This window comes from Sulfurimonas sp. HSL-1716 (genome assembly GCF_039645975.1).
In the GTDB taxonomy this organism is placed as follows: Bacteria; Campylobacterota; Campylobacteria; order Campylobacterales; family Sulfurimonadaceae; genus Hydrocurvibacter; species Hydrocurvibacter sulfurireducens.
Map to the genome: position 1 here is coordinate 1,682,789 of NZ_CP147918.1, position 26,167 is coordinate 1,708,955.

At 40.1% G+C, this 26,167-nt stretch carries 25 protein-coding genes; 11 read left to right on the forward strand and 14 right to left on the reverse strand.

Annotation, left to right across the window (positions count from 1 at the left end; genetic code table 11):
- Nucleotides 1-87 precede the first annotated feature (87 nt).
- The 6 genes from WCY03_RS08560 to WCY03_RS08585 all read right to left on the reverse strand — a co-directional run bounded on the left by WCY03_RS08560 (nt 88) and on the right by WCY03_RS08585 (nt 7,479).
- A complete protein-coding gene (locus WCY03_RS08560) occupies nt 88-3,363 on the reverse strand; it encodes a molybdopterin-dependent oxidoreductase (RefSeq protein ID WP_345992061.1) in 3,276 nt (1,091 codons plus the stop codon).
- A gap of 11 nt (nt 3,364-3,374) precedes the next feature.
- Complete coding sequence (gene nrfD, locus WCY03_RS08565) at nt 3,375-4,271, reverse strand: NrfD/PsrC family molybdoenzyme membrane anchor subunit (RefSeq protein ID WP_345992063.1); 897 nt, start codon at nt 4,269-4,271, stop codon at nt 3,375-3,377.
- Nucleotides 4,271-4,906 carry a 4Fe-4S dicluster domain-containing protein gene (locus tag WCY03_RS08570; RefSeq protein WP_345992066.1) on the reverse strand — a complete coding sequence of 212 codons (636 nt, stop codon included), beginning with the start codon at nt 4,904-4,906 and terminating at the stop codon, nt 4,271-4,273. Before WCY03_RS08570 ends, nrfD begins: the two co-directional genes overlap by 1 nt.
- A 302-nt stretch (nt 4,907-5,208) precedes the next feature.
- Nucleotides 5,209-6,498 carry a histidinol dehydrogenase gene (gene hisD / locus WCY03_RS08575; protein WP_345992068.1) on the reverse strand — a complete coding sequence of 430 codons (1,290 nt, stop codon included), beginning with the start codon at nt 6,496-6,498 and terminating at the stop codon, nt 5,209-5,211.
- 28 nt (nt 6,499-6,526) lie between these two features.
- Complete coding sequence (locus WCY03_RS08580) at nt 6,527-6,973, reverse strand: thioredoxin family protein (RefSeq protein WP_345992070.1); 447 nt, start codon at nt 6,971-6,973, stop codon at nt 6,527-6,529.
- A complete protein-coding gene (locus WCY03_RS08585; RefSeq protein ID WP_345992074.1) occupies nt 6,970-7,479 on the reverse strand; it encodes a shikimate kinase in 510 nt (169 codons plus the stop codon). The genes WCY03_RS08580 and WCY03_RS08585 overlap by 4 nt, the downstream gene beginning before the upstream one ends.
- A gap of 107 nt (nt 7,480-7,586) precedes the next feature.
- Between WCY03_RS08585 and WCY03_RS08590 the strand changes: the two genes are divergently transcribed.
- A complete protein-coding gene (locus WCY03_RS08590; protein ID WP_345992076.1) occupies nt 7,587-7,889 on the forward strand; it encodes a cupin domain-containing protein in 303 nt (100 codons plus the stop codon).
- On the opposite strand, the gene WCY03_RS08595 is transcribed toward WCY03_RS08590, so the two are convergent.
- Nucleotides 7,886-9,475 (reverse strand): methyl-accepting chemotaxis protein, encoded by a 1,590-nt coding sequence (locus WCY03_RS08595; RefSeq protein ID WP_345992078.1) that lies wholly within the window; start codon nt 9,473-9,475, stop codon nt 7,886-7,888. The genes WCY03_RS08590 and WCY03_RS08595 overlap by 4 nt on opposite strands.
- A gap of 131 nt (nt 9,476-9,606) precedes the next feature.
- Here WCY03_RS08595 and fbaA point away from each other — a divergent pair, with 131 nt between their 5' ends.
- Nucleotides 9,607-10,686 (forward strand): class II fructose-bisphosphate aldolase, encoded by a 1,080-nt coding sequence (fbaA, locus tag WCY03_RS08600; protein WP_345992079.1) that lies wholly within the window; start codon nt 9,607-9,609, stop codon nt 10,684-10,686.
- Here fbaA and WCY03_RS08605 read toward each other — a convergent pair.
- From WCY03_RS08605 to WCY03_RS08620, 4 genes are read right to left on the reverse strand one after another with little or no spacing between them, the layout of a single operon-like run.
- Entirely contained in the window at nt 10,672-11,568 is an 897-nt protein-coding gene (locus WCY03_RS08605) for a 1-aminocyclopropane-1-carboxylate deaminase (RefSeq protein ID WP_345992081.1), read from the reverse strand. The genes fbaA and WCY03_RS08605 overlap by 15 nt on opposite strands.
- Nucleotides 11,531-12,373, reverse strand: a complete 843-nt coding sequence (locus WCY03_RS08610) for a peptidyl-prolyl cis-trans isomerase (RefSeq protein WP_345992083.1) — start codon at nt 12,371-12,373, stop codon at nt 11,531-11,533. The genes WCY03_RS08605 and WCY03_RS08610 overlap by 38 nt, the downstream gene beginning before the upstream one ends.
- A gap of 60 nt (nt 12,374-12,433) precedes the next feature.
- On the reverse strand, nt 12,434-14,389 hold the full coding sequence (locus tag WCY03_RS08615) for a response regulator (protein WP_345992085.1): 1,956 nt from the start codon (nt 14,387-14,389) through the stop codon (nt 12,434-12,436).
- Between the two features lies 1 nt (nt 14,390).
- Nucleotides 14,391-16,349 carry a response regulator gene (locus WCY03_RS08620; RefSeq protein WP_345992087.1) on the reverse strand — a complete coding sequence of 653 codons (1,959 nt, stop codon included), beginning with the start codon at nt 16,347-16,349 and terminating at the stop codon, nt 14,391-14,393.
- A 94-nt stretch (nt 16,350-16,443) separates the two neighbouring features.
- Between WCY03_RS08620 and nth the strand changes: the two genes are divergently transcribed.
- Nucleotides 16,444-17,091: an endonuclease III gene (gene nth, locus WCY03_RS08625; protein ID WP_345992089.1), complete on the forward strand. Its 648-nt coding sequence runs from the start codon at nt 16,444-16,446 to the stop codon at nt 17,089-17,091.
- A 1-nt stretch (nt 17,092) separates the two neighbouring features.
- Here nth and WCY03_RS08630 read toward each other — a convergent pair whose 3' ends face one another.
- Nucleotides 17,093-18,349 carry a diguanylate cyclase gene (locus tag WCY03_RS08630; RefSeq protein ID WP_345992091.1) on the reverse strand — a complete coding sequence of 419 codons (1,257 nt, stop codon included), beginning with the start codon at nt 18,347-18,349 and terminating at the stop codon, nt 17,093-17,095.
- 107 nt (nt 18,350-18,456) lie between these two features.
- Between WCY03_RS08630 and WCY03_RS08635 the strand changes: the two genes are divergently transcribed.
- Nucleotides 18,457-18,678, forward strand: a complete 222-nt coding sequence (locus tag WCY03_RS08635; protein ID WP_345994075.1) for a hypothetical protein — start codon at nt 18,457-18,459, stop codon at nt 18,676-18,678.
- A gap of 15 nt (nt 18,679-18,693) precedes the next feature.
- On the opposite strand, the gene cmoA is transcribed toward WCY03_RS08635, so the two are convergent.
- Together cmoA and WCY03_RS08645 are read right to left on the reverse strand one after the other, a co-directional pair.
- Nucleotides 18,694-19,407: a carboxy-S-adenosyl-L-methionine synthase CmoA gene (cmoA, locus tag WCY03_RS08640; protein ID WP_345992093.1), complete on the reverse strand. Its 714-nt coding sequence runs from the start codon at nt 19,405-19,407 to the stop codon at nt 18,694-18,696.
- A 26-nt stretch (nt 19,408-19,433) separates the two neighbouring features.
- On the reverse strand, nt 19,434-19,979 hold the full coding sequence (locus tag WCY03_RS08645) for a hypothetical protein (protein ID WP_345992094.1): 546 nt from the start codon (nt 19,977-19,979) through the stop codon (nt 19,434-19,436).
- 93 nt (nt 19,980-20,072) lie between these two features.
- On the opposite strand from WCY03_RS08645, the gene WCY03_RS08650 reads away from it, so the two are divergent.
- The 7 genes from WCY03_RS08650 to msrB all read left to right on the forward strand — a co-directional run bounded on the left by WCY03_RS08650 (nt 20,073) and on the right by msrB (nt 26,124).
- Complete coding sequence (locus WCY03_RS08650) at nt 20,073-20,723, forward strand: hypothetical protein (RefSeq protein WP_345992096.1); 651 nt, start codon at nt 20,073-20,075, stop codon at nt 20,721-20,723.
- A gap of 9 nt (nt 20,724-20,732) precedes the next feature.
- Entirely contained in the window at nt 20,733-21,419 is a 687-nt protein-coding gene (locus WCY03_RS08655) for a hypothetical protein (protein WP_345992098.1), read from the forward strand.
- Nucleotides 21,420-21,441: 22 nt separating this feature from the next.
- Nucleotides 21,442-23,100, forward strand: a complete 1,659-nt coding sequence (locus tag WCY03_RS08660; protein WP_345992100.1) for a hypothetical protein — start codon at nt 21,442-21,444, stop codon at nt 23,098-23,100.
- A gap of 250 nt (nt 23,101-23,350) precedes the next feature.
- Nucleotides 23,351-23,593, forward strand: a complete 243-nt coding sequence (locus WCY03_RS08665; RefSeq protein ID WP_345992102.1) for a helix-turn-helix transcriptional regulator — start codon at nt 23,351-23,353, stop codon at nt 23,591-23,593.
- A gap of 340 nt (nt 23,594-23,933) precedes the next feature.
- Nucleotides 23,934-24,218: an HU family DNA-binding protein gene (locus WCY03_RS08670; protein WP_345992104.1), complete on the forward strand. Its 285-nt coding sequence runs from the start codon at nt 23,934-23,936 to the stop codon at nt 24,216-24,218.
- A 153-nt stretch (nt 24,219-24,371) separates the two neighbouring features.
- Nucleotides 24,372-25,748: a hypothetical protein gene (locus WCY03_RS08675; protein ID WP_345992106.1), complete on the forward strand. Its 1,377-nt coding sequence runs from the start codon at nt 24,372-24,374 to the stop codon at nt 25,746-25,748.
- Nucleotides 25,732-26,124, forward strand: coding sequence for a peptide-methionine (R)-S-oxide reductase MsrB (gene msrB / locus WCY03_RS08680; RefSeq protein ID WP_345992108.1), 393 nt, complete (start codon nt 25,732-25,734; stop codon nt 26,122-26,124). Before WCY03_RS08675 ends, msrB begins: the two co-directional genes overlap by 17 nt.
- Nucleotides 26,125-26,167 lie beyond the last annotated feature (43 nt).

The following is a 26,167-nucleotide window of genomic DNA, read 5'->3' on the forward strand; positions in this document are numbered from 1 at the left end:
GGGTTGCTTGCATCGATAAGGTACCTTTTGGAGAAATGTTTTTGAAGTATATTAAAGCGCCGCTTGATGCGGGCTTTAATTATTAAATTATACGTCTTTAATCTTGACTGCGTAAGCTTTTTCCGAAAGAGGAACAGCCGGACGCGGCATATGACGCGGACGACGAAGCGTATCGCCTGCTTGAAGCGGACGGGTAAACTCATCTCTCCACGCCTGATAGATCTTGAAGTTATTCGCATAATTAACGACGATATCGCCTATCTTGTCATCGACTTTCGCTTTTTCGATAGTCACTTTTTGATGCCAAGAGTTATGACCTGCGATAGGATCCGGATGCGGAGGGATAACGGCATTTTGCCATGCACCGCTCAATCCGTCCCACCAGATATTGTCAAGATCTTTATTGTACTCTTTGAACTGCCAGACATCATGACGAGGACGTATCCCTTCGACAGGTTTTAACGTACCGACTTTGCCGTCGTTCGTCATATCGTATCTAGGAGCACCAAGACCCATGATTCCAAGTTTATGGTTAAACCCTGGAATCTCTACGGAATCTTTGAGTTTCCAACGGCCGGCATGGTGAGAACAAGCAAGAACACCCGGACGGGTCGCCTCGGTCGGCACGGCCATAGCTACGAAATAACCGCTGTCTAAACCGGAAACGGTATCCGTGATTTTCACGCGAATAGCGTCACCGCGTTTGATTCCGAGTTTCTCTGCATCTTTTGTATATATCCAGACCGGATTATGGTTTTGAGATATCTCCATAAGATGTTTGGAGTTTACAGAACGCGTATGGATATTATACGGTAATCTGTAAATCGTATTTAGTGCAAACTCATTGTCGCCTTTTAAGTGCGTATGGTGTACCTGAGTCACGATATGTTTCATCTTCTCGTATTCGCCTTCATTACGCGGATACACAGGAACAGCGTATTCTGGCCATTTCCATTCTGCAAACCACTCAGAGAAGAACTCAAGTTTTTTACTTAGTGTATGGAAACCTTCATGAAGCTTACCGTTGATATCTATACCGATAGACTGTTTACGTCCGCCCTCTTCCATCCATAATGTTCCGAACTTATCTTTGGTAACTTCATGTTTAGGAACTTTTTTACCGTGTACGATATAGTTGCTTCCATCGAATCTAAGTTCCTCTTCCTGCGGTTTATAGACATGAGTTTTCTCAGTCCAAGCACCGTGGTCACGCATATACTCGTAAACAGGGAACTCTGAGTTCGCATACAGTCTTTTAGCCGTATCGTTTAGTCTCGGAAGCAAACTCATAGCCGCATCGAAATATTCCGGTACAGTTACGGCACGAGACGGATCTTTTTTAGATGCCCAGTGTTTACGGATGCCCAAGCTTCCGTCCGGGTCGACATGGTGAACCATGATATTTGCCCAGAACTCCGTTTCTTCCCAGATCTCGCCCAGACCGTATTTCATGTGTGCTTCTAACGTCGCACGTGCAGGATCTTTTGCTTTCCATCCCATTTTCTCAGCCGCGACACGAAGTACCGCTTGACGGAACTCTATACGCTGTTCCGGCTTAGATGGAGTCGACTGCTGATCGTTACGCTCACCTGCAAGACCTACAGGAAGGATGTAATCACAATACCAGTTTGTCTCACTCCATGTAGGAGAAAGGTTAAATGACATCTCGACCTTAGACTCGTCTTTAATCGCTTGGATCCATCTGAACCCGTCTGGATTGATCCATACCGGGTTATACATACGAGGGAACCATACGGCAAGCTTGGTCGGGACGTTAAGCCCTTTTGCTTTCCATTTTTGCTGCCACTCGGTATCCATGAGCAGGTGAGGAAGCAGGTAACTCATCTCATATGTAGAAAGCGGATATTCCGGCGGCCACATAAGTTCGTTCCAGACATCGACTTTTGGAGCTTTTTCACCAGCTACGGTCGCTTTATCGCCTTTACCCGCAACACCGATCTCATGCCAGTGGTGCATACCTGTTCCACCGACATCACCGCGTAACGCACCGCGAAGAACCAACGGCAAGAAGCCTGCACGTGTGTTCATCCAGCCGCCGCGGTGTCCCATTGCACCGGCACGCCATAGGTAAGTCGCTATCTTGTCGCCTGCGAAAATAAACATATCCCAGAGTTCATCTAGTTTATACTCCATGCCTTCCATCTTACACTCTTTGACTACGAATTCCGCAGTATACGGAGCGTAAAGTTCTCTAGCTAAAGCGATGAAATCTTTATAGCTGTTACCTTTTGGCATCTTAGAGATATAGCCGTAGCTTACCATCTTTTTAAGATACTCTTTATTCGCCATCAGACGATCCCAGTTTACCCACTCTTTAACGAAATCATGAGCAACATAATCATTACCGTCTATATCTTTTTCGTTTAAGATACGATTGGCGAGGTGAAGATAAAGCGCTGCTTCCGTACCCGGCCATACCGGTAACCAAAGATCTGCCATACCTGCAGAGTTACTCATACGAGGATCGATTACGACGAGTTTTGCACCTTTTCTTCTTGCATCTGCAATGTAAGCAGCCGATTGTTGAAAGTAGTGACCGGAATCGGCTGCATGAGACGATTGTAAAAAGATCAAGTCTGCATTTGCCCAGTCCGGAGAGTTTCTGTCATCGTTGGCCCATTGGATCGTAGCCTCACGTGCACCTGCAGAACAGATGTTCGTATGAGAGTTAAATCCGTCTGTACCCATAACATGCGATACACGGTGACCAAAACCGTTCTCGTTCGGACGTCCGACATGATACATGATCGATTTTCTAGACAGCTCATCGCCGACTTTAAGAGTATCATGCATCTTTTTACCGATATCGGCCATAGCCTCATCCCAAGTTGCACGAACCCATTTCCCTTCACCGCGTTTAGAACCCGGTGCACGTTTAAGCGGGAACGGTATACGATCCGGATCGTACATCTGAGAAGTAACCGCATACCCTTTTGCACAGTTACGTCCGCGAGAACCCGTGTGTAAAGGGTTACCCATATATTTACGTACCGTCATGGTATCTTTGTTGACCCATGCAGTAAGCCCACATCCCGCTTCACAGTTCGAACAGACCGTAGGAACGATCGTATAGTTGTTTACCTGTATACCGTCCGGATTTTCTTTGCTTTTTACGCCGTGGCGTTCGATACCGCCGCGTTTCCAATCAGTACCGTCAAGTTCGGCAAAATGATCCCACTCTTTTTGAGGAGGATAAAATGACAAAGAATCCGGCGTATTGGTAAATTTTGATTCAGTAACAGATTCCGCTACGGCATCCGTACTAAATACACCTCTTGCTAATGTGACGCCAGCAACTGAAAATGCAGCGCCTTTTAAAAATGTTCTTCTTTCTAAATACATCTATTACCTCTTTAACTCAAGTTTAATAATTGTGGAATAACCAGCCATACATATTTGACAATCCAGAGACCTGCAATTGCCAGTATAGAAGCCAACTTCAATAAACTTTCACTTCTACTGGAGATACTAAGTAGAACTAAAACCATAGGCAGGATGAAAGCCGCAGCTTGTCCTATCCAGAACATAGTCGTGTACTGACCCGCACCTTTGACCGCTTGAAGCGTCACGATGATCTCTTCGCCTTTCATCGGTCCAAACACCATCTCGCTCATATATACTATGAAAGCCACGAAGGCACTAAGACCCAGGATGAGACCAAGATCTCTTTTTGCTTCGTAAGACAATCTGCCGCCCATCAAAATCAGTGTTGCAGATCCTGTCAGCGTTGCCGCTAGAAGCATCTGAACAGCTTCTGTAGGCATCTGCCACAGTTCGCGGGCAGTAGCTTCGGCCATGATCGCCGCCGTGTAAAGCGTAACAGGGATAGAGATCACAACAGCCCAAGTAAGCATCTTGTCAAAAGATGCCGTATTTTTCTTAATAAACACGGTAAATGCCATCAGGAACAGCAAGGCCACCAAACCGGTCACGATCCAAGCGCCGACCGTGATCGCCGATGTAAAATGAGGCTGCGTGAATATATGCCAGAACCTAAAGATATGGTGCAGGTCGATCACGGTAAACAGCAGGAATATATGTATAAATACAAGTGATACCACCGTTACCGGAAAACGCAGATATCCGGCTTCGTTCGGATATTTTTTCAGTAGATAAAAAAGTAAGAAGATAACACCCGTACCAATACTTTTCGCCCACATGTTCATAGTAATAATCCAACCCCATACGATGCCTGGCAAGCCTACATCTAGAGTTACTACCGCATTTGTTGCTTCAATTGCTGCATGCATTAATGGTGCCCTCCTACCGGTAAGTGTGTTATGTTATTGAACAATGAATAACCTTCAACGCGCTCTGACGCCAACGGATTAAGATTCACGTCTCCGCCGCCTACGTAATAATGATGAGGATTCGTTCCTTTTTCAGGTTTTCTCACTCTTGTATCATGATGGTCTTGAATGTATCTGCTGATCTCTGATGTCGGATCGTCCAAATCGCCGAATATGTTTGCCTGTACAGGACAAGCCACAACACAAGCAGGCATCATACTAGAAGCGATACGATGTGCACAATATGTACATTTATCAGCTGTTTGAGTTTCAGGATCGATATAAATAGCTCCGTACGGACAAGCCATGATACAACCTGCACATCCGATACAACGCTCTTTATCTATATTTACGATTCCGTTTTCAATATAGTGCAGGGCACTGACCGGACATATACGTTCACATGGCGCATTCGCACAATGGTTACAACGTAACGGTGTAAATGTACGCTTCGTTTCCGGGTACATTCCAACATCCACATACTTAACGCGAAGTCTCCATGTACTTAGCGGAACTTCGTTTTCCACTTTACATGCGATTTCACAACCTTTACATCCCATACAAAGATGCAAATCAACTAGAAAGCCCAATTGCATATACTCTCCTTCACCTACCAAGTAGATATTTTAGCGTTTTATTAGTCGAACTAATTTTTATTATAAAGATACCGTAAAATACGTCTCTCACAGCATTTTCGCTATTTCGATCTTAACCAATGTTTCTTTAACTGAAACTAAAATTTGATATTTTTTTTGATAAAAGTGTGATAAATTCGCAATTGTGCAATAAAGGAGCAAGATTATTTTTTTTTATAACTGAAAGCAGAATCCTTTAAAAAAGGATTCATCAATTTTACTTAATATTATGTTAAATTTAAGTTGACATTAAGCTCTGTTTTTTACTTTAAGCGGACTCGGACCGATTGCTCATGTGCTGTCAAACTTTCCGTATTTGCAATTAGTGCACATGCTTCGCCGATCTCATTGATCGCAGCCGAGCTAAAAGAGATGATGGAACTTTTCTTCATAAAGTTCTCAACCCCCAAAGGAGAGTAGAATTTTGCCGTGCCTCCGGTAGGAAGCGTATGGTTCGGTCCGGCAACATAATCGCCTACTGCTTCTGGAGTGTAGTGGCCCAAGAAAATCGCTCCGGCATGTTTGATCGAGGCAAGAAGCTCAAATGGGTTGTTCGTCGCGACTTCAAGATGCTCGGGAGCTATCTCGTTCATAAGTTTGACCGCCTCGTCCATATCTTTTGTCACTATGATCGCGCCTCGTTCTTCGATCGATTTTCTTGCTATCTCTTCGCGCGGGAGTTTTAAAAGCCATTTCTCGATCTCGACTTTTACTTCGTCTGCAATTCGTTGTGAAGGAGTGATAAGGATCGAACTCGCCATCTCGTCATGTTCGGCTTGCGAAAGCATATCGATCGCAAGATGATTCGTGTTCGCACTTTCATCGGCAAGGATACCTATCTCGCTCGGTCCTGCTATCATATCTATGTTCACATCCCCAAACACCATTTTTTTGGCAGTCGCGACAAAGATGTTTCCAGGACCCGTGATGACGTCCACTTTCGGGATCGTTTCTGTACCGTACGCCATAGCGGCGATCGCACTTGCTCCGCCCACTTTGTATACTTCACTGACACCGCACAAATGACAAGCCGCAAGCAGAAGTTCGTTTGGTTCATTATCCGGCGTCGGTGTACAGACCACTATCTTTTCGACGCCTGCGACTTGAGCCGGGATAACGTTCATCAAAAGCGAAGAGGGATACGCCGCTTTTCCGCCAGGGATATATAATCCGGCAGAATCTACCGGCGTCACTTTTTGTCCGAGAATGGTTCCGTTGCTCTCCGTATCGAACCAGCTTTTCGGTTTTTGTTTTTCATGATAGGCTTTGATACGCTCGTATGCCAGGTGCAGTGAGTTTTTCAGATCGGCATCCAATACATCGTAGGCCTGCTGCATGAGTTTCGTATCGATCTTAAGATCATCGTCATTTTGCGGAGTCCATTTGTCAAACTTTGCAATATGCGCTTTTAACGCACTGTTTTTGTCTTTTTTTATTTCGTTTATTATGTTGCCCACGATTCCGCTTACATGTTCTATATCCATCTTACCGCGGCTAAGCAGGTCGTTAAATTTATTATCGAAATCCTTTTCGGACGTATTTGTGAAGATCATATCTATTCCTATATATTTTTATAAAAAATCATAACTTATTTCTAGTATAGTTGTATTTATCCAGCTTTTTCACTTTTTGAAATCTTCCTTTTATAATATCCAAGGCTTTAAGAAGATTTTTTGCATCTATCGCACCCATGATAGGCTTGCTTAGAGGTTCTCCCTTGTCGTCTAAAAACCAAAGGGTAGGCGTTCCGGGACGCCAGAACTCTTCGGGGCAGTAGTCGCCGTCATCCGTATACGCGATATATGTAACAAAATTTTTGTTCAACTCGTTTATCACACCGCTGTCTGAAAGAGTCGTTCTTTCAAGCAGTACACAGTATCTGCAGGTATGTCGCGAAAGAATAAACATCATAGGTTTCCCTGCACTTTGTGCATGAGCGACAGCGTCTTTAAAACTTTTTTCTAAATGCAACTCACTTGCAAACAAACTTGAAAACAGGAATAAAAGACTCCATATTATTTTTTTCATAACTTTACCTTTCTTAGTATCTCTTTTACTATCTTTTCTACACTTTTATCCGTCACGTCGATCGTAATGTCCGCCGCTTTTTGGTATTGCGGATATCTTTGTTCATACAGCTCTCTGGCTTTTTCCAGATCTTGGAAAAGCGGACGTTTTTTTATCTTGTTCTGAGCTTTCGGATGATTTATTATACGCTCATATATCTTATCAAAAGGTGAATCAAGAAAAACGACGGTTCCTATCTTTTTAAGGTTCTTTACTTTATAAAATCCTCCGCCCGTAGAAATCAGCGTATCTTCGACACTTTTTTCAAGCCATTTTGCCACCTTTGCTTCTATGTCTCTGAAATATTTTTCGCCCTCTGTCGCAAATATCTTTTTTATTGTCCTGTTTTCCATACTCTCAATGATATCATCGGTATCTATTGCGACTATATCCGCCTGTTTTACCATTTCACGGGCAACACTGCCCTTGCCTACACCCATAAAACCTATTAATATTATATTTTTCATATATCTTTCCGAAACCACAATCTCATTTTATTGTGCAAGTATACTTTAAAAGCCCTGACAACAGTATAAATACGTTTTATACTATAATACGGATTATGAAGAACAGAGTGCGGAACATATTCGAAGATATCAATTCTCCAAAAAGAGGGAAAGAACTTTTTAAAACACTCTTATCGCACAAAAACGTAAAGATAGAGTTTATACACTCGAACAGTATTGAAAACGGAGTCTTGTACGATCAAGATCACGATGAGTGGGTCGCTGTTTTAACAGGCAGTGCGGTACTGGAGATCGGAGATGTCAGGCATACGTTAAATGAAGGAGATTTTATATTTATAAAAGCAAATACGCCGCACCGGGTCATCTCGACGGACGAAAAGACCCTTTGGCTGGCAGTACATATATTTTAACTTCTAAACTCGTCTATTCTGGATTTAAGCGAATTGGCAACCTCTAGGAGTTTTGACGATTCCGTGTCTATAAGGTTTACACTGTTTTCGTTTTGTTTTGAATACTCGTCTATCTTGTTTATTCTCTCGATTATCCATTCGATATTTTTAACTATCTCCTGCGTATCGTCAAAAGATTTGTCCGCAACTTCTATTGAGAAGTTCATAGCTTCTGAGGTCGTGTTTATCTTGCTTTCGACATCAGATGAGATCTCCGTCAAAGCAGAAAGATTTGAAGCGTTCTGCCCCATCGAGTCGCTTACGTCGTTAATGGACTGAACGATCGTTCCTACGCTTATCTCGATCTGCATCAAACTTTTTTGCGTTCTCTCGGCAAGTTTTCTTACCTCATCGGCAACAACCGCAAATCCACGGCCATGCTCACCCGCACGTGCCGCTTCGATCGCAGCATTGAGTGCCAGAAGATTGGTCTGGTCTGCTATATCTTTGATGATATCGAGTACCTCTTTTACCTGATCGGCATCATTTTTGAGTCCGCCGAGCTGTGAAGCCAGTTCGCTCTCGACCTCCATATATTCATCGACCCTTCCTACCAGATGGCTAAGAGCGTCTTTTGCCGTTAAAAGCTCTTGATTCGCAGATGAGATATGTTCCTGCGTCTCTTTCGTAACATCGATCGATCTGTTTAGAATATCTTTAATAGAACCTGTTTTTTGTGTCGTCTGATTTACTATATCCCTCTCGCCGGAGATACTTTTATTTATCAACTCAGCCTGACTTGACATGTTCTTTGCTATATTGATGTTTTGTTCACCCAGATTTTTCACTTCGTTTATCGTATCTTGTACAACTTCTATGAAACTGTTCACCGAGGATGCCGCATATGCAAACTCGTCCTTGCCCGATACATTGATACGTTTCGTTAAGTCTTTGTCGCCTTCAACCAAAGAATGTGCGCGGCAGCCTAAGTTTTCCAAAGGATTTATAACCGCTTTTGAGAAGAACCACATAACAAGAGCGACGAAAATAAGACATGCACCCGTCAGATACATAAGAAGTGTCATCTTCGTATGAGAGATATCTGCATCGTTGCCTGCAAGCGACACCGTCATATCCATGACGCCAAGAGCATCTCCTACTTGTGTGTTTACATGGCATTCCAAACAGCTTTTGTTCGCTATCAAAGGTTTCAACAATCTTATCGTATGGTGCCCGACGTTTGATTCGATGATATCATTTTTTCTTGTTTCAAACACTTTTTCTACAAGAGGATCGTCTGTAAATTTTGCCTGCAGGCCGAACAGCTCGATAACCTTTTTCGATTTGGCAACGCTTATGTTGTCTATCCCTTTGATTATCTCTTGAGACTGCTTTAACGTTTCTTCGACTACTGCAGGATCTCCGGCAAGCATACTTCTGGAAAGGGTTTGAAAAACGGAATCACTAAGCATATGTAAAGATTTTTGAGCGGTTTTATTTGAAAATTCATTGAAAGTCTCTGAAAGATAAATATACACACCTATAATACTTAATATACTGACTGCTATTGTCGAAAAGATTATCTTGGACTTGACTGTTGAAAGCATAAAACACCCTTATAAGATTTTGTCTCACAATTGTAGCATATCAAAAGGAATATTAAAAGAAAAATCAAAAGGAATATTAAAAGAACTCTTTTGTATAATAATAAATCAAAAAAATTAAGGCAAATGAGATTATGAGTAAATGTATTCTTGATTTAGTAAAACCCGGCGTACTATCCGGTGATGACGTTAGTTTAGTATATAAGACCGCTAAAGCAGTCGGTTTTGCGATTCCTGCCGTTAATGTTGTCGGGACTGATTCGATAAATGGCGTGCTGGAAGCGGCTAAACTGGTAAATTCTCCCGTGATCATTCAGTTTTCAAACGGGGGCGCCAGCTACTATGCAGGAAAAGGCTTAAGCAACGAGAACGAAAAAGCTGCGATACTGGGTGCGATATCGGGAGCAAAGCATGTTCATATGATAGCTGAAGCTTACGGCATTCCCGTTATACTTCACACAGATCATGCCGCACGTGAACTTCTGCCTTGGATAGATGCATTGCTTGATGCCGGAGAAGAACATTTTGAGCAAACGGGCAAACCGCTGTTTAGCTCCCATATGCTTGATCTTTCGGAAGAACCTATCGAGCAGAACGTTGCTACGTGTAAAGAGTATCTTGCACGTATGGACAAGATTGGTATGACGTTGGAGATAGAACTCGGCGTGACGGGTGGAGAAGAGGACGGCGTCGACAATACCCATCTTGACAATTCACTTCTTTATACACAACCCGAAGAGGTGGCTTTTGCATATGAAAAACTCTCGTCGGTAAGCGACAGATTTACGATAGCCGCTTCTTTTGGAAACGTTCATGGCGTATATAAACCTGGTAACGTGGTGCTTACTCCAAAGATCTTGGACAATTCTCAAAAATATATTCAGGAAAAATACAATACCGAAGAGAAACCCGTAAACTTCGTCTTTCACGGCGGCAGCGGTTCGACTCTCGAAGAGATCCGCGAAGCGATCGGCTACGGTGTCATCAAAATGAACATCGATACCGATACCCAGTGGGCTACTTGGGCGGGCGTAAAAGAATATGCCCAAAAGTATAAAGACTACCTTCAAGGACAGATCGGAAATCCTGAAGGCGACGAAAAACCGAATAAAAAATATTATGATCCGAGAAAATGGCTAAGAGCAGGACAAGTATCCCTGATCGAGCGTGTGAAAGTCGCTTTCAGCGACCTCAACGCACTAAACAGAAATTAGACCTTTATATCTGTATCTCTCCAGCATACTTACATTCCCGGTGGTTCCGCCGCTGTGGATGTAGAGTATCTCTTCATCCGTTTTTTCCAAAATCATCTTCCACAGTTTAGGGGCATAGACCAGATCAAACTCGATACCGCCTTTTTTAAGTTTTTGATATATCTCGATAAACTCTTTGTAGGGTTTTGCAAAATGATACTTTTTTTCACATTCAAGCACGATCAGATTCTCTGGTATCTTTTCAAGTGCGGACATCTGCTGTATAAGATAGCTCTTATCACCTATCGCGGGAGTCGTGTATATCTTGTATTCAGGCAAAGCCAAAGCCAGATACAGCGCTGTCGTTCCGGTACCTGAAGGGGTTGCCAGACTTCTTATATGCAAGCCCGATTCTCTTATCTCTTGCGCTAACTCTTCCACCCCCGCTTTTGCACTTTTATCCGCACCGCCCTGATGCAAAACAAAACTCTTTTCATCAAGGTTCAGCATCAAAGAGGATATGTAGTCTTTATATAACTCCTCTTCAAGCTCTTTATGGATCATTCCAAGCCCGCGGGCCATTGCGTAATTGGAATTCGGATTTTCTTTTATATGCAGAGATTTCGTATAGTACTCAAATCTCCAGCCTTTCGTTTTGCAGAGCGCGGCGATGGCAAGCATCGCGTTTGATTGTGTACCGCCGTAAGAAATTATTGTATTGAATCTCGATTCGGGGGTATGAATAAGAGTATAGAGTTTTCGATATTTGTTTCCGCTCAAATAGGGGTCTATCAGATCGTCTCTTTTAACGTAGAAGAGACGTCCATCAAGAGGATACTCTTGGATGGACGATAAAGAAGTTATGTTATTTTTTAGCCGGTACAATTTGTGCAGATTTTTCAAGTTCTTGCATTTTAGCTTGAACTACCGTTTTAAATTTATCCATTTTCAGACGCTGTTCGATAAAGTTTTTTACTTCGTTTAATGACAGGGTACGCGCCGGTTTTTTATCTTTAAGATAGATGATATGATACCCAAACTCACTTTTTACAGGTGTCGGAGTTATCGTTCCTACATCCATGCCAAACACCGCTTTGTCAAACGCGGGAACCATTTGACCTTGCGTAAATGTTCCTAAATCTCCGCCTTTTGAAGCAGACGGTCCTGTAGAGTTGGCTTTTGCCAGTTCAAAGAATTTCTTTTCAAGATCGCTGCCTTTTAAGAATTTCATCTCTCCTATGAGCTTTTTGGCTTCATCTTCTGTTTTGACTAAGATATGGTACGCATGAACACGCTCTTTTTCTTGGAATTCCGATTTATTTTTTGTGTAATAATCTTTTATCTCTTTATCCGTTACGCTTATCTTGTCGGCTACTTTTTTCTGCCACAACTGTACTGCAAGTCTTTTTTTGATCTGTTCGGTAATCTTTGCCAGTTCCTCTTTAAACTCTTTGCTTTTGTCTATTCCCTGCTTTTTAGCATCGTTATATACGACTTCTTGCATAACCATCTCTTGAAGTATACGTTGTCCGAGCTGCTGCTGCTTATCTTGAGGCAGTGATTTGAATCTGCCCTGAGTCGCCTGCATCAACGCTTCGTTTACCTCATCTGAAGTTATCGCTTTACCGTTTACCGTTACAAGTGTACTCGCGCTTAAAGTCGTTGCAACCAAAGCGGCAGTAGTTAAAACTTTTTGTGCTATATTCATATATTCCCTTTTTTTTCTTTTCTTTATAATAGTAGTTTATAGCTTATATGTTAACAATTATTAAACAAAATTATCCAAATTGGTCCTATTTGTTAACTTTTCGCTTAAATACCTGTCAATTACCTGCAGCAAAAACTCTCTGTCTATCGGTTTTGCAAGATGCGCATCCAGTCCTGCACTTAATATCCTCTCTCTGTCACCCGAAAGAGCATGCGCCGTCAAAGCGATTACCGGGGTAAAAACTTTTCTTTTTTTGTCATACTCTTTTATCAGTCTCGTTGCTACAATACCGTCCATTACAGGCATATCGATATCCATAAGAACAAGATCGAAATCCTCTTTTAAGAACATATCTATAGCCATCTGCCCGTTATCGGCGGTAGATACGCTATAGTTCTCATTTTCAAGGATGGTGCGCAAAAGTTTCCTGTTGATCTCATTGTCTTCGGCTATCAGTATTTTAGCCGAGTACAATTTTGAATCAAGGTTTTTGAACGTCGAATATTTTAATTTGCTCGGCGAAGCTTTTTTCCATAAAACCTTCAATACATCGTAAAGTTTATGCGGCAGAAGAGGAAGTATCACAAAACCGTCTATCTCGTCGATGATCGCTTCGCAGCCAGATTTTGCATCTTTATGGCACACTTGTACGATCTGCAGGTTTTTATAATGTGTTTTAATGGATCTTACTCTCGAACTGCTTATATAATCGGTCAGGATAAACAGTGCCAATGAAGAATCCAGCTCTTTATGAGCCAGTCCGTCGATCTCAACGACGTTCACCTCAAATCTTCTGAGATACTCCTCAAGGACCTTCTGCTGTATGGACGAACCTTTCTCTTCCGCCCACACGGCAATCTTCGATCCTGAGACGAACTCATACGGTGTTTTTTCTACGATCTTGTGTATTATCTCGAAATAAAAACGGCTGCCTTTGCCGAGCTGGCTTTTGACTTTGAGTTTCGAACCGAGCATACTTAAGAGTCTATGTGACAAGTTCAGACCTATACCGATACCGCTTTCAGCCACTCTTTGCTTTTCATAGACGGCGGCAAAAGGTCTTAATATCGTTTTTAGTTTATCCTGCGATATCCCTATACCGTTGTCGCTCACGGAATACTCTATCTGTACGTTTTCCTGATTATATCTTGCTTTGAGCTCTACGACGATCTTGCCGTCTTTATCCTTAGAATACTTCATAGCATTTGATATAAGGTTCATCAGAACTCTTTTTATCTTGTAAAAATCCCCTTCCATCTCTTTTGGGATATGAGGATCGATAAGAAAGAATATCTGCAGTTTTTTATTGCCTGTGATACTGCAATATTCGCCAAAAAACCTTTCAAACTCCTCAAACGGATAAAACGGTTCGTTCTTCACTTCTACCACACCGCTTTCGATCTGCATCATATCAAGAAGGTTTTCTATATTATCCATCATCATATGAGAGCTGCTATCTATATTGTTGACATATTCTTTTTGCGAATTATCGAGATTCGTGTTCTTTAAAAGTTCGGCAAAGCCTATTATACTGTTCATCGGCGTTCTAAATTCATGAGATATGTTTTTTAAAAACTGCTTTTTAAAGTTCTCAAAATATTCATGCGCCTTTTTCGCTCTTTCGATAATATACTGATTTTCAAGCAGGATCAGATGAAGCACGACACCGTTTAGTGCAAAACTTTGCAATCTGAGGGTGCATGGGATTATCTCCTGTTCTTTATTCTTTATATCGATGCAGTGGTCTTTTCCCTCTTCGAGTTTATTTATCCAGCCTGCAACGGAGATGTCCACACATCCCTCTTTAGGCTCCACCAGCTTGTTCATATCGTCATAATACTCTAAAAACTCGTCGTAGGTCGAGAAGCCCAAAGCTTCATAAGTGGAATAGTTACAGCCTAAAAGCTCGCCTTTGTCGTTAAATATGAAAAATAGATGTTTTTCAAGTTTGGCAAATGCCACTATGATTTCGGCATGTTCTGGAAATTGTTCGATTACTTTTGTTAAACCTTGCATTTTACACCATCATTTCTGAGAGATACTTATTTAAAATAAGATCCAGTTTATTTCGCGTAAGAGGTTTGGACAAATAATCATCCAACCCCTCGGAAAGCAGTTTTTCCCTATCACCTTCCATGGCCAGTGCAGTGACTGCGATAATAGGCATCGTGTGTCCGTTGCTGCGCAGATGTTCTTTGATCTCCCTTGTTGCCATGACCCCGTTTTTTACGGGCATATCGATATCCATAAAGACGATATCGAAATCCTTGTTGTTACAGATATCTACCGCTTCTTGTCCGTTTGAAGCGGTTACCACGCGGATATTATACTCTTGCAGCAGGATCTTGATAAGCCTCTGATTGATCAGGTTGTCTTCAACAACCAGCGCTTGAATATCCGCTCTCATCCGTTTGGATGTTTTTTCTTCTGCCGGCTTTTGTAAAAATATTTTATCCAGATGCTCCGATACGCTCGAAGGAAGCAGAGGTTTTGTTATGACCTCATCGATCACATGCGTCATCTTCGTCTGCAGCGTCTCGCCGATATCGAGCAAAAATATGACAGGAGCTTTTTTATTATGCGTTCCCAGCTCCATAAGCCATGAAGATTTGTCCTGCGAAGCAACAATATAAAGCGCATCCGTGTCTTCATATATGTTTTGATCTATACTATTGACCTTTGTAACCCCGAGAGAAAAGGAGCGCAAGTACGACGTCAAAAGGTTGGCATCGTCTATTTTTGCATCATCCAAAAGCAATACTTTCACATTTTTTTGCACCGCTATTTTAAACGACTGTCCGCTGTATTTCTCAAAATCCAATGAAAAGTTAAATATCGAACCTCTTCCCTCTTCGCTTTGAATCTTGAGCTCGCCGCCTAAAAGATGAATGAGTCCGTAAGAGAGGCTGAGCCCGACTCCCAGTCTTTGATCCGCCTCTTCTGAGGATATAAAAGGCTGCGTGATCTCGGATAACCTGCTCGCAGATATTCCTTTACCGTTGTCTTTAACACTGAATGCAACGCTGCAAGCTCCATGAGGAAGCTTTTTGAGCAGTTTGATATCGACCATGACCTTTCCGCCCCTTGGCGTGAACTTTATGGCGTTTTGTACCAGATTGTTTATTATCTGCCTTATTTTATGGATGTCGCCCTCTATAGTTTCGGGAAGCTTCGAGTCTATGAAGAAACTGACGTTTATCCCTTTATCGACCCCGTCCTCGGTAAAATATTTTGCGATCTCCTGCATATCGTGAACCAGAGAGAACTCTGTTTTGCTTACGCTTAATCTGCCGCTTTGCATCTGTGCCAGATCGAGAAGCGTCTCGATATTGGACATCAAGCTTCTTGCGGAGCTGTTCGTCATTTTGAGATATTCTGCCTGTTTTGGGGTTGGACCGGTTTTTTCCAGCAGATATAAAAATCCGAGTATTCCGTTCATCGGTGTACGGAACTCATGCCCTATATTTGAAAGTATCTTCGTTTTTAACGCGTCGATCTCGCTGGCTTTGGCTTTTGCATTTTCAAGTTCCGTGATGTTTTTGAGCTCTAAAATATACAGCTCCTGACCGGTTTCTTTAAAGACCGTGTTTTTTGCCACAAGCTCCAAAACCTTTTCCTCTTTGGATCGTACTTTTACCCGATATCCCGCTTTATTATGGATGCGGATATAGTCCATCCAGCTCTTGTCGTCTTCTGTAAATATCTCTTCTGCTTCAGATACAAAAAGCTCTCTTATACTCTCATAATTGTTTCTAAAATCATCTATATGCTCAAATCCGAAAACTTTAAAAAAAGAGTTGTTCGCACCGATATATCCGTTTTTCTTATTAAAAAAAAGGATGATAGAGTCATTGAGATCCAAAAGTTTATAAAAAAGATTTTTGTTTACGACTTCCTGTCCGTCCAAAAAACTCGAAGCTGAAACAGCCTCTTCCTCTTTATTGAAAAGTTTTGAGAATAAATCAAAAACAGACATCACATATCCTTATGATTAAAGGGATTCAAACTATTCTATCATATTCTAACTAAAAAATGTAGTCTTTTTATTTTATCTCGATAAAATTATATTTATGAAAACAGCCACAAAAAAAGAGATCCAAGAGATACATAGAATTTTTTTAGAACACTACAGCGATGCCGTAACAGAACTCCGTTACGACAACGCCTACGAACTTGTCGTCGCCGTAGCGCTTTCGGCACAATGTACGGACAAAAGAGTCAATATCATAACCCCTGAGCTTTTTAAAAGATATCCCGATGCCCGGACTTTGGCATCCGCCGATATCGACGAAGTAAAAGAACTGATCAGAAGCTGCTCGTTTTTTAACAACAAAGCCCTAAATATTGTCAATATGGCAAAACGCGTGGTCGAAGTCTATAACGGAGAGATCCCTCTTAATGAAAAAGATCTTATGACATTGGCCGGCGTCGGGCAAAAAACGGCACATGTCGTTATGATAGAGTACACGAAAGCAAATCTTATGGCAGTCGACACACATGTTTTCAGAGTTTCGCACCGGCTTGGTCTCAGCCGCGACGACACAGCGTCAAAAACGGAAGCAACGCTGGTAAGAAAATTCAAAAACGACCTTCATGCGCTGCATCAGGGGATGGTTCTTTTTGGCAGATACATCTGCACCGCTAAAAATCCCAAATGCGATACAAAATGTTTTTTAAAAGAGTTCTGTAAAAGTACCGAAAGCTTTAAACCCAAATAACTTAGATACAGACAACCGTATTGCGCCCGCCCTCTTTTGCTTTGTAAAGCGCGTCGTCCACCCTTTTGAACCAAACGTTCAAGGTGTCTCTTTTGGATACTTCACTGACGCCGCAGCTTATAGTGATATTTTCCACAACGCTGAACCTTCTTTGTGCAACGGCTTTTAAAATTTTGTTCGCGACAAGAAATGCATTTTTCTCGGATGTGTTTGGAAGAAGTATGATAAACTCTTCTCCGCCCCATCTTCCTAAGACGTCACTGTCTCTTAAAGAGGATTTTATCTCAAAAGCCACCTCTTTGAGTATCTCATCGCCTATAAGATGTCCGTATCTGTCATTTACGTTTTTAAAATGATCTATATCGCATATGATCAGCGAAGACACTTTGGAATATCTATGAAACTCAGCCATCGATTTTGCTATGAAATCATTGAATTTATTTCTATTGAACACTCTTGTGAGCATATCCATCGAAGCTTTTTCCTCCAGATGTTTCGTATTGGTTATATCTTCTCTCACCGATATATATCCCACTTTTGTTCCGTCTTTTTCATATTTGGGATGAACCCGCGTACGTATCCAAAACGGAGTACCGTCTTTTTTTCTGTTTTTCAGTTCTCCTATATATGTCTCGTTGTTGACAATTATGTCCCAAAAATTTTTGTATACTTTCTGCGGTGTCTGCTCATCTTTTAAAATATTGTGCTTTTTGCCTAGAACTTCCTCTTTTGTAAAACCCGTAAGATTGCAAAAAGCTTCGTTACAGTCGGTTATTACACCGTCTAAATCCGTAATGGATATAGGTATGTACTTATCTATCAATATCTTTGATGACGTAAGTTCATAGTTTAGGATTTGAAGTTCTTTATTTTGACTGTGCATCTTTCTTGTGGTATCCACATGTGCGCTGATATCTTCTATGATCCCCGTTACAAACTCCGTTTCGTTCATACACAGCGTATCTACGGCTATGCGGAGATGTATTAGCAGATCTCTGTTTTTTAGGGTATGTTCAAAATACTGAGGAGCAGTCGTCTCAAAGCTGTTTCGCACCGCAAAATTTAATTTATCGTTTATCAGAGTATCGGAAAAAAGGTCTGTTTCAAGAGTGTTAAATTTTTGCATAAAAGCTTTGTTAAAATGCAGATCATCGACCGAAAGGTCGGGATCTCGCTTTAATTTCGCTATAAAACTGGCAGCGGGAATATGTTCAAAAACAGTTTTATAGCTAATATTATTATTTGAAAAACAACTCATTTTAACAGTCTATAACTATTTTCATTACAATTTTCTTAAAGAATTTTTTATCGATAATTTAGGGAAAACTATTGGCTACTAACGATATTTTAGATACAATCTCTTTTATGTTAAAAGTATCCGTTTTATTATTTACTCTGTCGGCTCTGTTGTTTACCGGATGCGTCAACAGACGCGGGATATCTGCAAAATACTATAATGACTGCAACGAGTATTACGATTCAAAAGGGTATTACCATAAAGATTGCGATAAAAATATAATAGAATATGAAGACGTGAAAAAAATATTTAAAAAGAAAGAGGAGAAACCGACCGGAAACGTCTGGTAGGTTTTACTGCCATATCTATTTTATAGCGATGAAAGTCGCGAAATTCCCCCATCTAAATACCGCCTCACAATGAGAAAAGCCGCACTCTTTTGCCATTTTTATGTTTTCTGACTCACTGTAGGGGATCAAAACGTTCTCTAAAGCTTCCCGCTTTTGCATGATCTCATATTGGGAATAGCCCTGCTCTTTTTTAAAATCGTAATAATAGTCTATCAGCTCTTTATTGAGAAGCTTATGTTCGCTTATTATCTTTTCACTGAATATAAACACCCCGTTTTCGTTGAGACTGCCGCAAATCTTTCTTATCAGTTTTTCACGCACCAGCGGACGAACGAACTGCAGGGTATAGTTACTTATAAAAACATCGGCTTTTTGATAATCGAACTCCAATATGTCGCCTTCGAGAACCTCTATATCCGAATCAAAGGCATCTATCTTTTTCTTTGCCTGCTCAAGCATCGCTTTTGAGTTGTCTATGCCAATGAGGCGGACTCTCTCTTTTGAGAGATCTCTTTCTATGCTCAAAAGCGTCGAAGCGGTCGAACAGCCCAGATCGTAGACAATCGAACCGTTTTTAAGATGCCGGCTGGTGAAATGTTTCGTGATCTCCTGAGATTCTTTGTAAAACGGAACCGAACGGGAGAGCATATCGTCAAATACGGCTGCGACATCCTCGTCGAACTCAAACTGTTTTTCTATCGGTTTTGTAAAGACTTTATCTTTTTTCATCATCGCTCTGTCAGGTTCGGATCTGCTTATTGAAACCAGTGGCGCTTAATAAGCGTCGCACCCTTGTATTCATCTATCAGCACCTTTTTTACTTCATCGTCCGAGACGGACAGAAGAACGCTTTTTCCTCCGTCGTCTATCTTTATCATCTTAGGATTTTTATTGATATATACGAAATTTCCGCTTCCAAGATGCTCGAAAACGAAAGATAAAATATGGTTTGATTTGGGCAGCTGCAGCGCTTTTAAAGAGATGTCGTCAATCATGAACTGATAGATAAGACGTTTTGAGAGCAGCAAAGAAGCGAAATAAGACGCCGTCTCTCTGGATTCTTTCGTTGAAACCAGTTTCGACTGCATCGTACCGAGAGGGTTGATATTGTCTATGTTTGCACAGGCGATACCCACCATCGAAATGAACAGCTCGTCCTGACGGCCGCCGTAATATTGCTTCAGTCCGTCGGTACAGACAATGTCATATTTTTTATTTTTAAACTCTTTTATAAATTCTTCGGTTGTTTTAGCACTTATGTTAACAAAAAAAAGCATACAAATCAAAACGAAATTTCTCATAAAGCGGTTTCCTTAATAATTCTTGTGTAAAATTATATCTAATTAAAGATAGTTCTCGATACAATCCACATTATTGTTTAAAGTTTGGAATATATGACAAATAAAAAATTTAGCAACACTGATATCGTCCTTATCGATATAATCGGTTTTTCGCACAACACGTCAAAAGAGCAGCTTGAGATCATTACCTATTTGACAAAAAGCTACTCCAAGATGATACGAACACTGCTGAACAATTCGCAAATGAGCTTTAGTAAAATGATCGAAGGCATCGTCCCTACCGGCGACGGTTTTTACTGCATCTTAAATCCGAGGCTAAAAGGCTACGGAGTCATACTCGGACTCAATTTTATCTATTTTTCAGAGATGATCATCAAAAGAAACAAAAAATTCACGGGAGTAAAAGTAGCAGTTCATGCGGGAGAGGTTTATCCGTTTACGGACATACTGGGGCACACGAACTTTATCGGTGACGGATTAAACGACTGTTCAAGATATCTGCAGATAAAAAATGTGAGTCCCTCGGCTCTCATCGCTTCAAAAGCCGCTTTTGACTCGTTTGAAAAATTTTTGAGTTTTCATCCCGATTTTGAAGAGCTTATGATTGAAAGAGAACTAAAACGCAGCTCTTTACAGGAATTTGAGGATAAACATGGTAAAATAAGGGCTACTTATCTCGTTTGGCTAAGACACTCTGGTATAATTAATCCGCCAAATACGAATTTCAACTCTCTTTTAATGTAAGGAACTAAAATGCGTTTTACAATTGATGAATATTCAAAACAGTTTAAAATGTCCAAAGAGATGATAAACTCAAAACTGCGGTCTAAAAAACTAAATTACATCATTGAAAACGGTACGACTTATATCATAGTGACACGAAGTTCGCTCGATCAGGAAAAAAGAGAAGAGATTCATCAGCACAACATGCAAAAAAAATCACAGGAAACAGCCTCGAACATAACCACTAAAAAAACGACGGTTGGCATGATCTTGTCGCTATATCAAAGAGAGAACGCTCAGCTTAAACAGAAGATAAAAGAGCTGGAAAAGAAGATAGACTCTCTTGTAGACGACAAAGAGCAGATGCTTAGGGATGAGAGAGACAGGATAGAGACTATCTATGCCTCAAAAGACGAACAGCTTAAAACCATACTCGAGCTTATCAATAAAAAATTCTTACTCGAACAAAAGACCGAGACCGTACATGAAGTAAGCCTTAGCGAACTTGATACGATAAATGCTTCTATCGACGACAATTTTTCATTTGTAGAACTGAAACATTATCTAAAGACATTGGACATAGAACCGTATCAAAGAAAGATCATCAAAAGACGATTTTTAGATGCAAGAGAGCATGACATACGAGTCATTGAGCAAAACGGAAAGATCTATCTGGATTTTGCGAAATATGACTATTCAGATCTCTTAAAGTACTAAGATACCATTATTCAGAGAATAGATGCAAAAACCGACACTAACAAGAAATATCGATTCCTTACTCAAAGAGTTTGCATCGGATAACTATACACCTCTCGACAGCTGTGATTTTAGTCTGGAGGGCACCGTCACATATGTAAAGTACCCCAGTGACGAAAGCTACACAAAAATACCGGATGATCATTATAAACAGTATTCACAAGATATAAACAATGTAGTAAAAGACAAGATAAACATCAACCAAGTCTATAAAATAACTCTGTTCATAGCACATGAATGTACCATAAAACTTGAATATAAGATCAATTTCGATGAGTTCAAAACACATCCCAAACTTATCGTTCTTCCGACATCGCATATTCCGTATAAAACGATAAAGCCCAAAGAGCTCTATGTACTGTTGATAAGCGAACTCAACAAGATCAAAGCCAAAAACAGAATTCTTGTCAATTTCCATCATAACAAAATGCTTGAAGATCTTAAAAAGTTTGTCAGACATCTGTATGCGGGAAAATTTGTAAAACCTGTCAAAATACAGCTCTTTGAAGGGATAGAACCCGAACTTTCGATGCAGAGTTCCATAAATCTGATATTTAAGAACAAAACCTCTCCCGATCATCAGCTCATAGAGGTCGATAAAGACGAGATCATTTTGGAATATAGAAAACCGATATACGGCTCCAATGGTTTTAACTGCTATGGAAAACTGATAGAACACGGTGATCTCGAAGCAAAAAGTTTTGATCTGCAGATAGACGACGAATCTATATATACGGTTGAAAAAGACAACATGCTTATTTTAAAAAGCAGAAAAAAAGGTTTTGTGGATTATAACGACGGGAAGATCGCCGTCAGCAACGTCGTGAAAGTAAATAAGATAAACCGTATCCAATCCAAGATAACAGACGATGAAGACAATGAGATAGAGGTAGTCGTCGCTCAAAACGATATAACAAGGGACAGCGTCGGGGAAGGTGCGGAGATCGTCTCCGAGCGTATACATATCAACGGTCATACAGGCAGTAAATCTTTGCTAGAAGCCACAGATCTCGTCATAGACGGAGCAACCCACAAAGACTCCAACATATTCGCAAAAAATGCAAAGATCAACAGACATAAAGGCACCTTAAGATGCAACAAAGCAGAGATAACACTTCTTGAAGGCGGTAAAGTACATGCATCTTATGCCGAAGTGGGAACTTGTCTTGGAGGAAGTATCTATGCCAGGGACGTGGTCATAGATCATGTCAAAAACAATGTCACCGTTTATGCTTCCAATTCGATAACGGTAAGGCTTGTCACCGGAGAAGACAACAGCTTTATCATCGACTACAGAAAGATTCCAGTCGTTACAAGTCAGATATCTTTAATAGATGCCGATATAGACGATCTGAAGTTCAAACTCGAAGATGCTCTAAAAAGTGACAACAACACCGCTGCATCCATAGAGGAGAAGATCGACGAGTTAAAACATGAAAAAGAGCAGATAATAAGCTCTTCGTTAAAGGCTTCTATCAGTATAAAGAATCCTCTGCGCGGTCTTAATATAATCAAATTCGTTTTCTCCGACAAAGATGAGATACTCTATAAAACCTCCCCAAAACAGTACGAGAAATTTTATATCAAACTCGATGATGAAAAAGTAACACTTTATCCGGTAGGTGTCACAAAAAATATCTGACGCTTCTGCCCCCTTCTCTCTTTTAATCTTAGAACTTCGACAAAACTGCATCGATTGAAATTTTTTAAAATCTCTTCAGAATTTTTTTTATAAATTAAATACGTTTTTCCGTATACAATATACTTTTAATACATTATAATATACTTATTTCATTATAATTAATTCTATTAAATGTATATTTTATACTATTAATATAGTTTTTTATATTTATTTTCGTATAATTTAAGCTTTAATCTGTATAATAGTGGCTATGGAAATCATCGATCTGTTTAATATTCTTCACAATGCCGTCGAAGCTCGGTACAACGGTAAAAAGATATCTCAAAAAGATATGGCTAAAAAATTAGGCATACCTATGAGAACATATCAGGACTGGAGGCTTGGAAATACAAAGCCTCAGGCCTCGGCAGCCGTTATCAAGATGTTAGGATATTTGGAAGACGATGAGATCATAAGAGTAGTCAGAAAAATAAATAAGCTTGGAGACAATTAAGATGAATACATTAACCGAAAAAGAGAAAAGCGGACTTGAGGATGTGTTTAATTCAATTCATGTAGATAAAACAAAACACTCCATAAGTACCTATTTATCCTCGTTTTTACTGGTGGACAAGAATGTGTTTAAGCCTAAAATGCTTAGTTTCAAACTAAAAAAGAGTACTAAATTAACTAAAATATCACAATTATTTACAAATTATGTAAGAAAGAAGAAAAATTTAAGCAAATAAATTATAAAGTATAGCTAGCTGAATCACTAGTAAGTGCCTTTAATACTATACTTTTAGGGCCATTTACAGTGCATCGCGATCTTCAAATAAATTAAGGGTGGATGAATGAATAAGGCACAATTCGTTGAATTAGTTCAAAAAAGTGGTAGCTACAAAACTAAAGTTGAAGCTGAAAATGCAATAAAAGCTTTCACAGAAGCTGTAACGGAAGCGTTGGTTGCTAAAGAAGATGTATCTCTTGTCGGATTTGGTAGTTTTGGTGCTGCTCTTCAAAAAGGAAAAAGTGGTAAAGTTCCTGGTACTAACAAAACTTATACTACTCAAGATAAAATGGTTCCTAAATTTAAAGCTGGAAAAGGTCTTAAAGACCGTATCTCTGCTGGCAAATAACTCTTTTTTTAATGCCGCTGATATAGCGGCATTGTCATCTTCGTATGATTAGTTTAGTATTTTATGAAATATTAACCTTGTCATACAAATCTCTTATGAAGTCATAAAATGTTTTCCTCTCTCTTTTCAAATCTTTTTCCTAAAAACAAAAATTTGCTCAAAGTACCTGATTCCATATTGGTAAACAAAGTACAAGAGTGCGCACATGAAAATTCGCTTTATATTTTCAAAGACGCCAAGATCTTTCATCATGCGGATATACTGGATATTCCGCTGTTGGTCGTAGATCCTAAAAGAGGCATATATATCTTTGAGTATAAGACGTGGTGCTACAATGAGATAAAAAGCCTTAAAGCTGCCAAATCATCGCAGCAGGATTCTTCAAAAAACTCCCTTGCTTTTGAATCGAAACAAAAGTATATAAAAAGAAGGTTCAACGAGATTCTTAACAACGATGGAGCCGATATATTTAACTTCGTTCTGATGGAAAACCTTACAAAAGAGGAGTTTGAACGTCTCGACAGCTCATTTCATGAGTTGATACCTCAAAGCAGAACGCTTTTTAGTTCCGATTCCGTAAATGAGATCAAAGAGAAGCTCTTCGGTGTTTCTGACAAAAAACATGATATTTTAGATATCAATAGTATCATCTCGACTCTATTCGTCCAAAATACTATCATCTGTGAAGATCACTCCATACAGATAACCTCCGACGATCAAAATGCGATCATACGTCATGATTTTCGCGGTATAAACTTTATATCGGCAAAAGACTGTTCGGGAAAAACAAGCACTATTCTTTTAAAAGCCGTATACGAGCACCTGCTGAACAAAGAAAAAAATATCTGTATTATTGAACCGACGAATATCGCTTGTGAACTTTTTAAGCAGAAACTTTTATATCTGGTAGAGCACTCTATCGTCGAAGTCGACTTTTCAAAGATTTCGGTTATTACGACACATGATTTTAAAAATAAAAAAACGGACTATATTCTTGTAGACAATGCTTCAATGCTCAATAAAAGTTTTTTGGATTATCTGACAAGCCTGAAAAAAGATACTGTGATTTTTGAAAATCACGACGAATTAAAAACATACAGATTCTCATTAAACAACAACTACAGAGCTCAATCTACGATAGAGCTCTTAAACGGCAACCCATATGCTTTGACATTTGTGAATATACGAAGACTTTTAGAAAAAGGTGTTCTTCCTAAAGATATTCTCATAATAACTACAGAAGACGACGACAGATATAAAATTCTTGAAGATCTGCACTCTTTTGTCGAAGACGTACCAGTGATCTTAGATCCGTTTGAGACTATAAACAATCAGGAATTAGGCCATATCCTTATAGCCAACTACGATGAGATATTCGGTTTTTCAAGAGATTATGTATTTATATTTGATCCTAAAGATATAGAGACGAATATCATAAATTTTATATTTTCAAGAGCCGGTAAAAAAACATTTGTAATATATGACCAAGACAATAAGCTTATAGGAAAAATGGATGCAAAAGATATCTAAAACAGACAAAGAGTGGAAAGAACAATTGTCTGCCGAAGCATACGAAGTGTGCAGAGCGCATGGAACAGAAGCGCCTTTTAGCGGCAAGTTTTATGATTTTAAGGGTGATGGCATTTACAGATGTATCTGCTGCGGCCAAGAACTCTTTGACAGCAGCACAAAATACGATTCAAAAACGGGATGGCCAAGTTTTTATGAAACTGTTCGAGACGAAGCCGTTGTCGAAGAAAAAGACACCTCATACGGCATGACAAGAGTCGAAGTGAAATGCTCTAAATGCGATGCACATTTGGGGCATGTCTTTGCCGACGGTCCTATGCCTACAGGGCTTAGATACTGCATAAACTCGGTTTGCCTGGAATTTAAAGAGAGATGATCTTCAAAGTATTTTCCATCGGATAATTTTTTTATTTATACCG

Excerpts from the sequence above, each read along its gene's own strand:
- WCY03_RS08560 (WP_345992061.1), bottom strand. The coding sequence starts at position 3,363 with ATGTATTTAGAAAGAAGAACATTTTTAAAAGGCGCTGCATTTTCAGTT.
- WCY03_RS08620 (WP_345992087.1), bottom strand. The coding sequence starts at position 16,349 with ATGTCTGTTTTTGATTTATTCTCAAAACTTTTCAATAAAGAGGAAGAG.
- nth (WP_345992089.1), top strand. The coding sequence starts at position 16,444 with ATGAAAACAGCCACAAAAAAAGAGATCCAAGAGATACATAGAATTTTT.
- WCY03_RS08645 (WP_345992094.1), bottom strand. The coding sequence starts at position 19,979 with ATGAGAAATTTCGTTTTGATTTGTATGCTTTTTTTTGTTAACATAAGT.
- WCY03_RS08630 (WP_345992091.1), bottom strand. The coding sequence starts at position 18,349 with ATGAGTTGTTTTTCAAATAATAATATTAGCTATAAAACTGTTTTTGAA.
- fbaA (WP_345992079.1), top strand. The coding sequence starts at position 9,607 with ATGAGTAAATGTATTCTTGATTTAGTAAAACCCGGCGTACTATCCGGT.
- nrfD (WP_345992063.1), bottom strand. The coding sequence starts at position 4,271 with ATGCATGCAGCAATTGAAGCAACAAATGCGGTAGTAACTCTAGATGTA.
- WCY03_RS08580 (WP_345992070.1), bottom strand. The coding sequence starts at position 6,973 with ATGAAAAAAATAATATGGAGTCTTTTATTCCTGTTTTCAAGTTTGTTT.
- WCY03_RS08650 (WP_345992096.1), top strand. The coding sequence starts at position 20,073 with ATGACAAATAAAAAATTTAGCAACACTGATATCGTCCTTATCGATATA.
- WCY03_RS08615 (WP_345992085.1), bottom strand. The coding sequence starts at position 14,389 with ATGCAAGGTTTAACAAAAGTAATCGAACAATTTCCAGAACATGCCGAA.
- WCY03_RS08585 (WP_345992074.1), bottom strand. The coding sequence starts at position 7,479 with ATGAAAAATATAATATTAATAGGTTTTATGGGTGTAGGCAAGGGCAGT.
- WCY03_RS08635 (WP_345994075.1), top strand. The coding sequence starts at position 18,457 with ATGTTAAAAGTATCCGTTTTATTATTTACTCTGTCGGCTCTGTTGTTT.
- WCY03_RS08660 (WP_345992100.1), top strand. The coding sequence starts at position 21,442 with ATGCAAAAACCGACACTAACAAGAAATATCGATTCCTTACTCAAAGAG.
- WCY03_RS08610 (WP_345992083.1), bottom strand. The coding sequence starts at position 12,373 with ATGAATATAGCACAAAAAGTTTTAACTACTGCCGCTTTGGTTGCAACG.
- cmoA (WP_345992093.1), bottom strand. The coding sequence starts at position 19,407 with ATGAAAAAAGATAAAGTCTTTACAAAACCGATAGAAAAACAGTTTGAG.
- WCY03_RS08655 (WP_345992098.1), top strand. The coding sequence starts at position 20,733 with ATGCGTTTTACAATTGATGAATATTCAAAACAGTTTAAAATGTCCAAA.
- WCY03_RS08665 (WP_345992102.1), top strand. The coding sequence starts at position 23,351 with ATGGAAATCATCGATCTGTTTAATATTCTTCACAATGCCGTCGAAGCT.
- msrB (WP_345992108.1), top strand. The coding sequence starts at position 25,732 with ATGCAAAAGATATCTAAAACAGACAAAGAGTGGAAAGAACAATTGTCT.
- WCY03_RS08670 (WP_345992104.1), top strand. The coding sequence starts at position 23,934 with ATGAATAAGGCACAATTCGTTGAATTAGTTCAAAAAAGTGGTAGCTAC.
- hisD (WP_345992068.1), bottom strand. The coding sequence starts at position 6,498 with ATGATCTTCACAAATACGTCCGAAAAGGATTTCGATAATAAATTTAAC.
- WCY03_RS08595 (WP_345992078.1), bottom strand. The coding sequence starts at position 9,475 with ATGCTTTCAACAGTCAAGTCCAAGATAATCTTTTCGACAATAGCAGTC.
- WCY03_RS08570 (WP_345992066.1), bottom strand. The coding sequence starts at position 4,906 with ATGCAATTGGGCTTTCTAGTTGATTTGCATCTTTGTATGGGATGTAAA.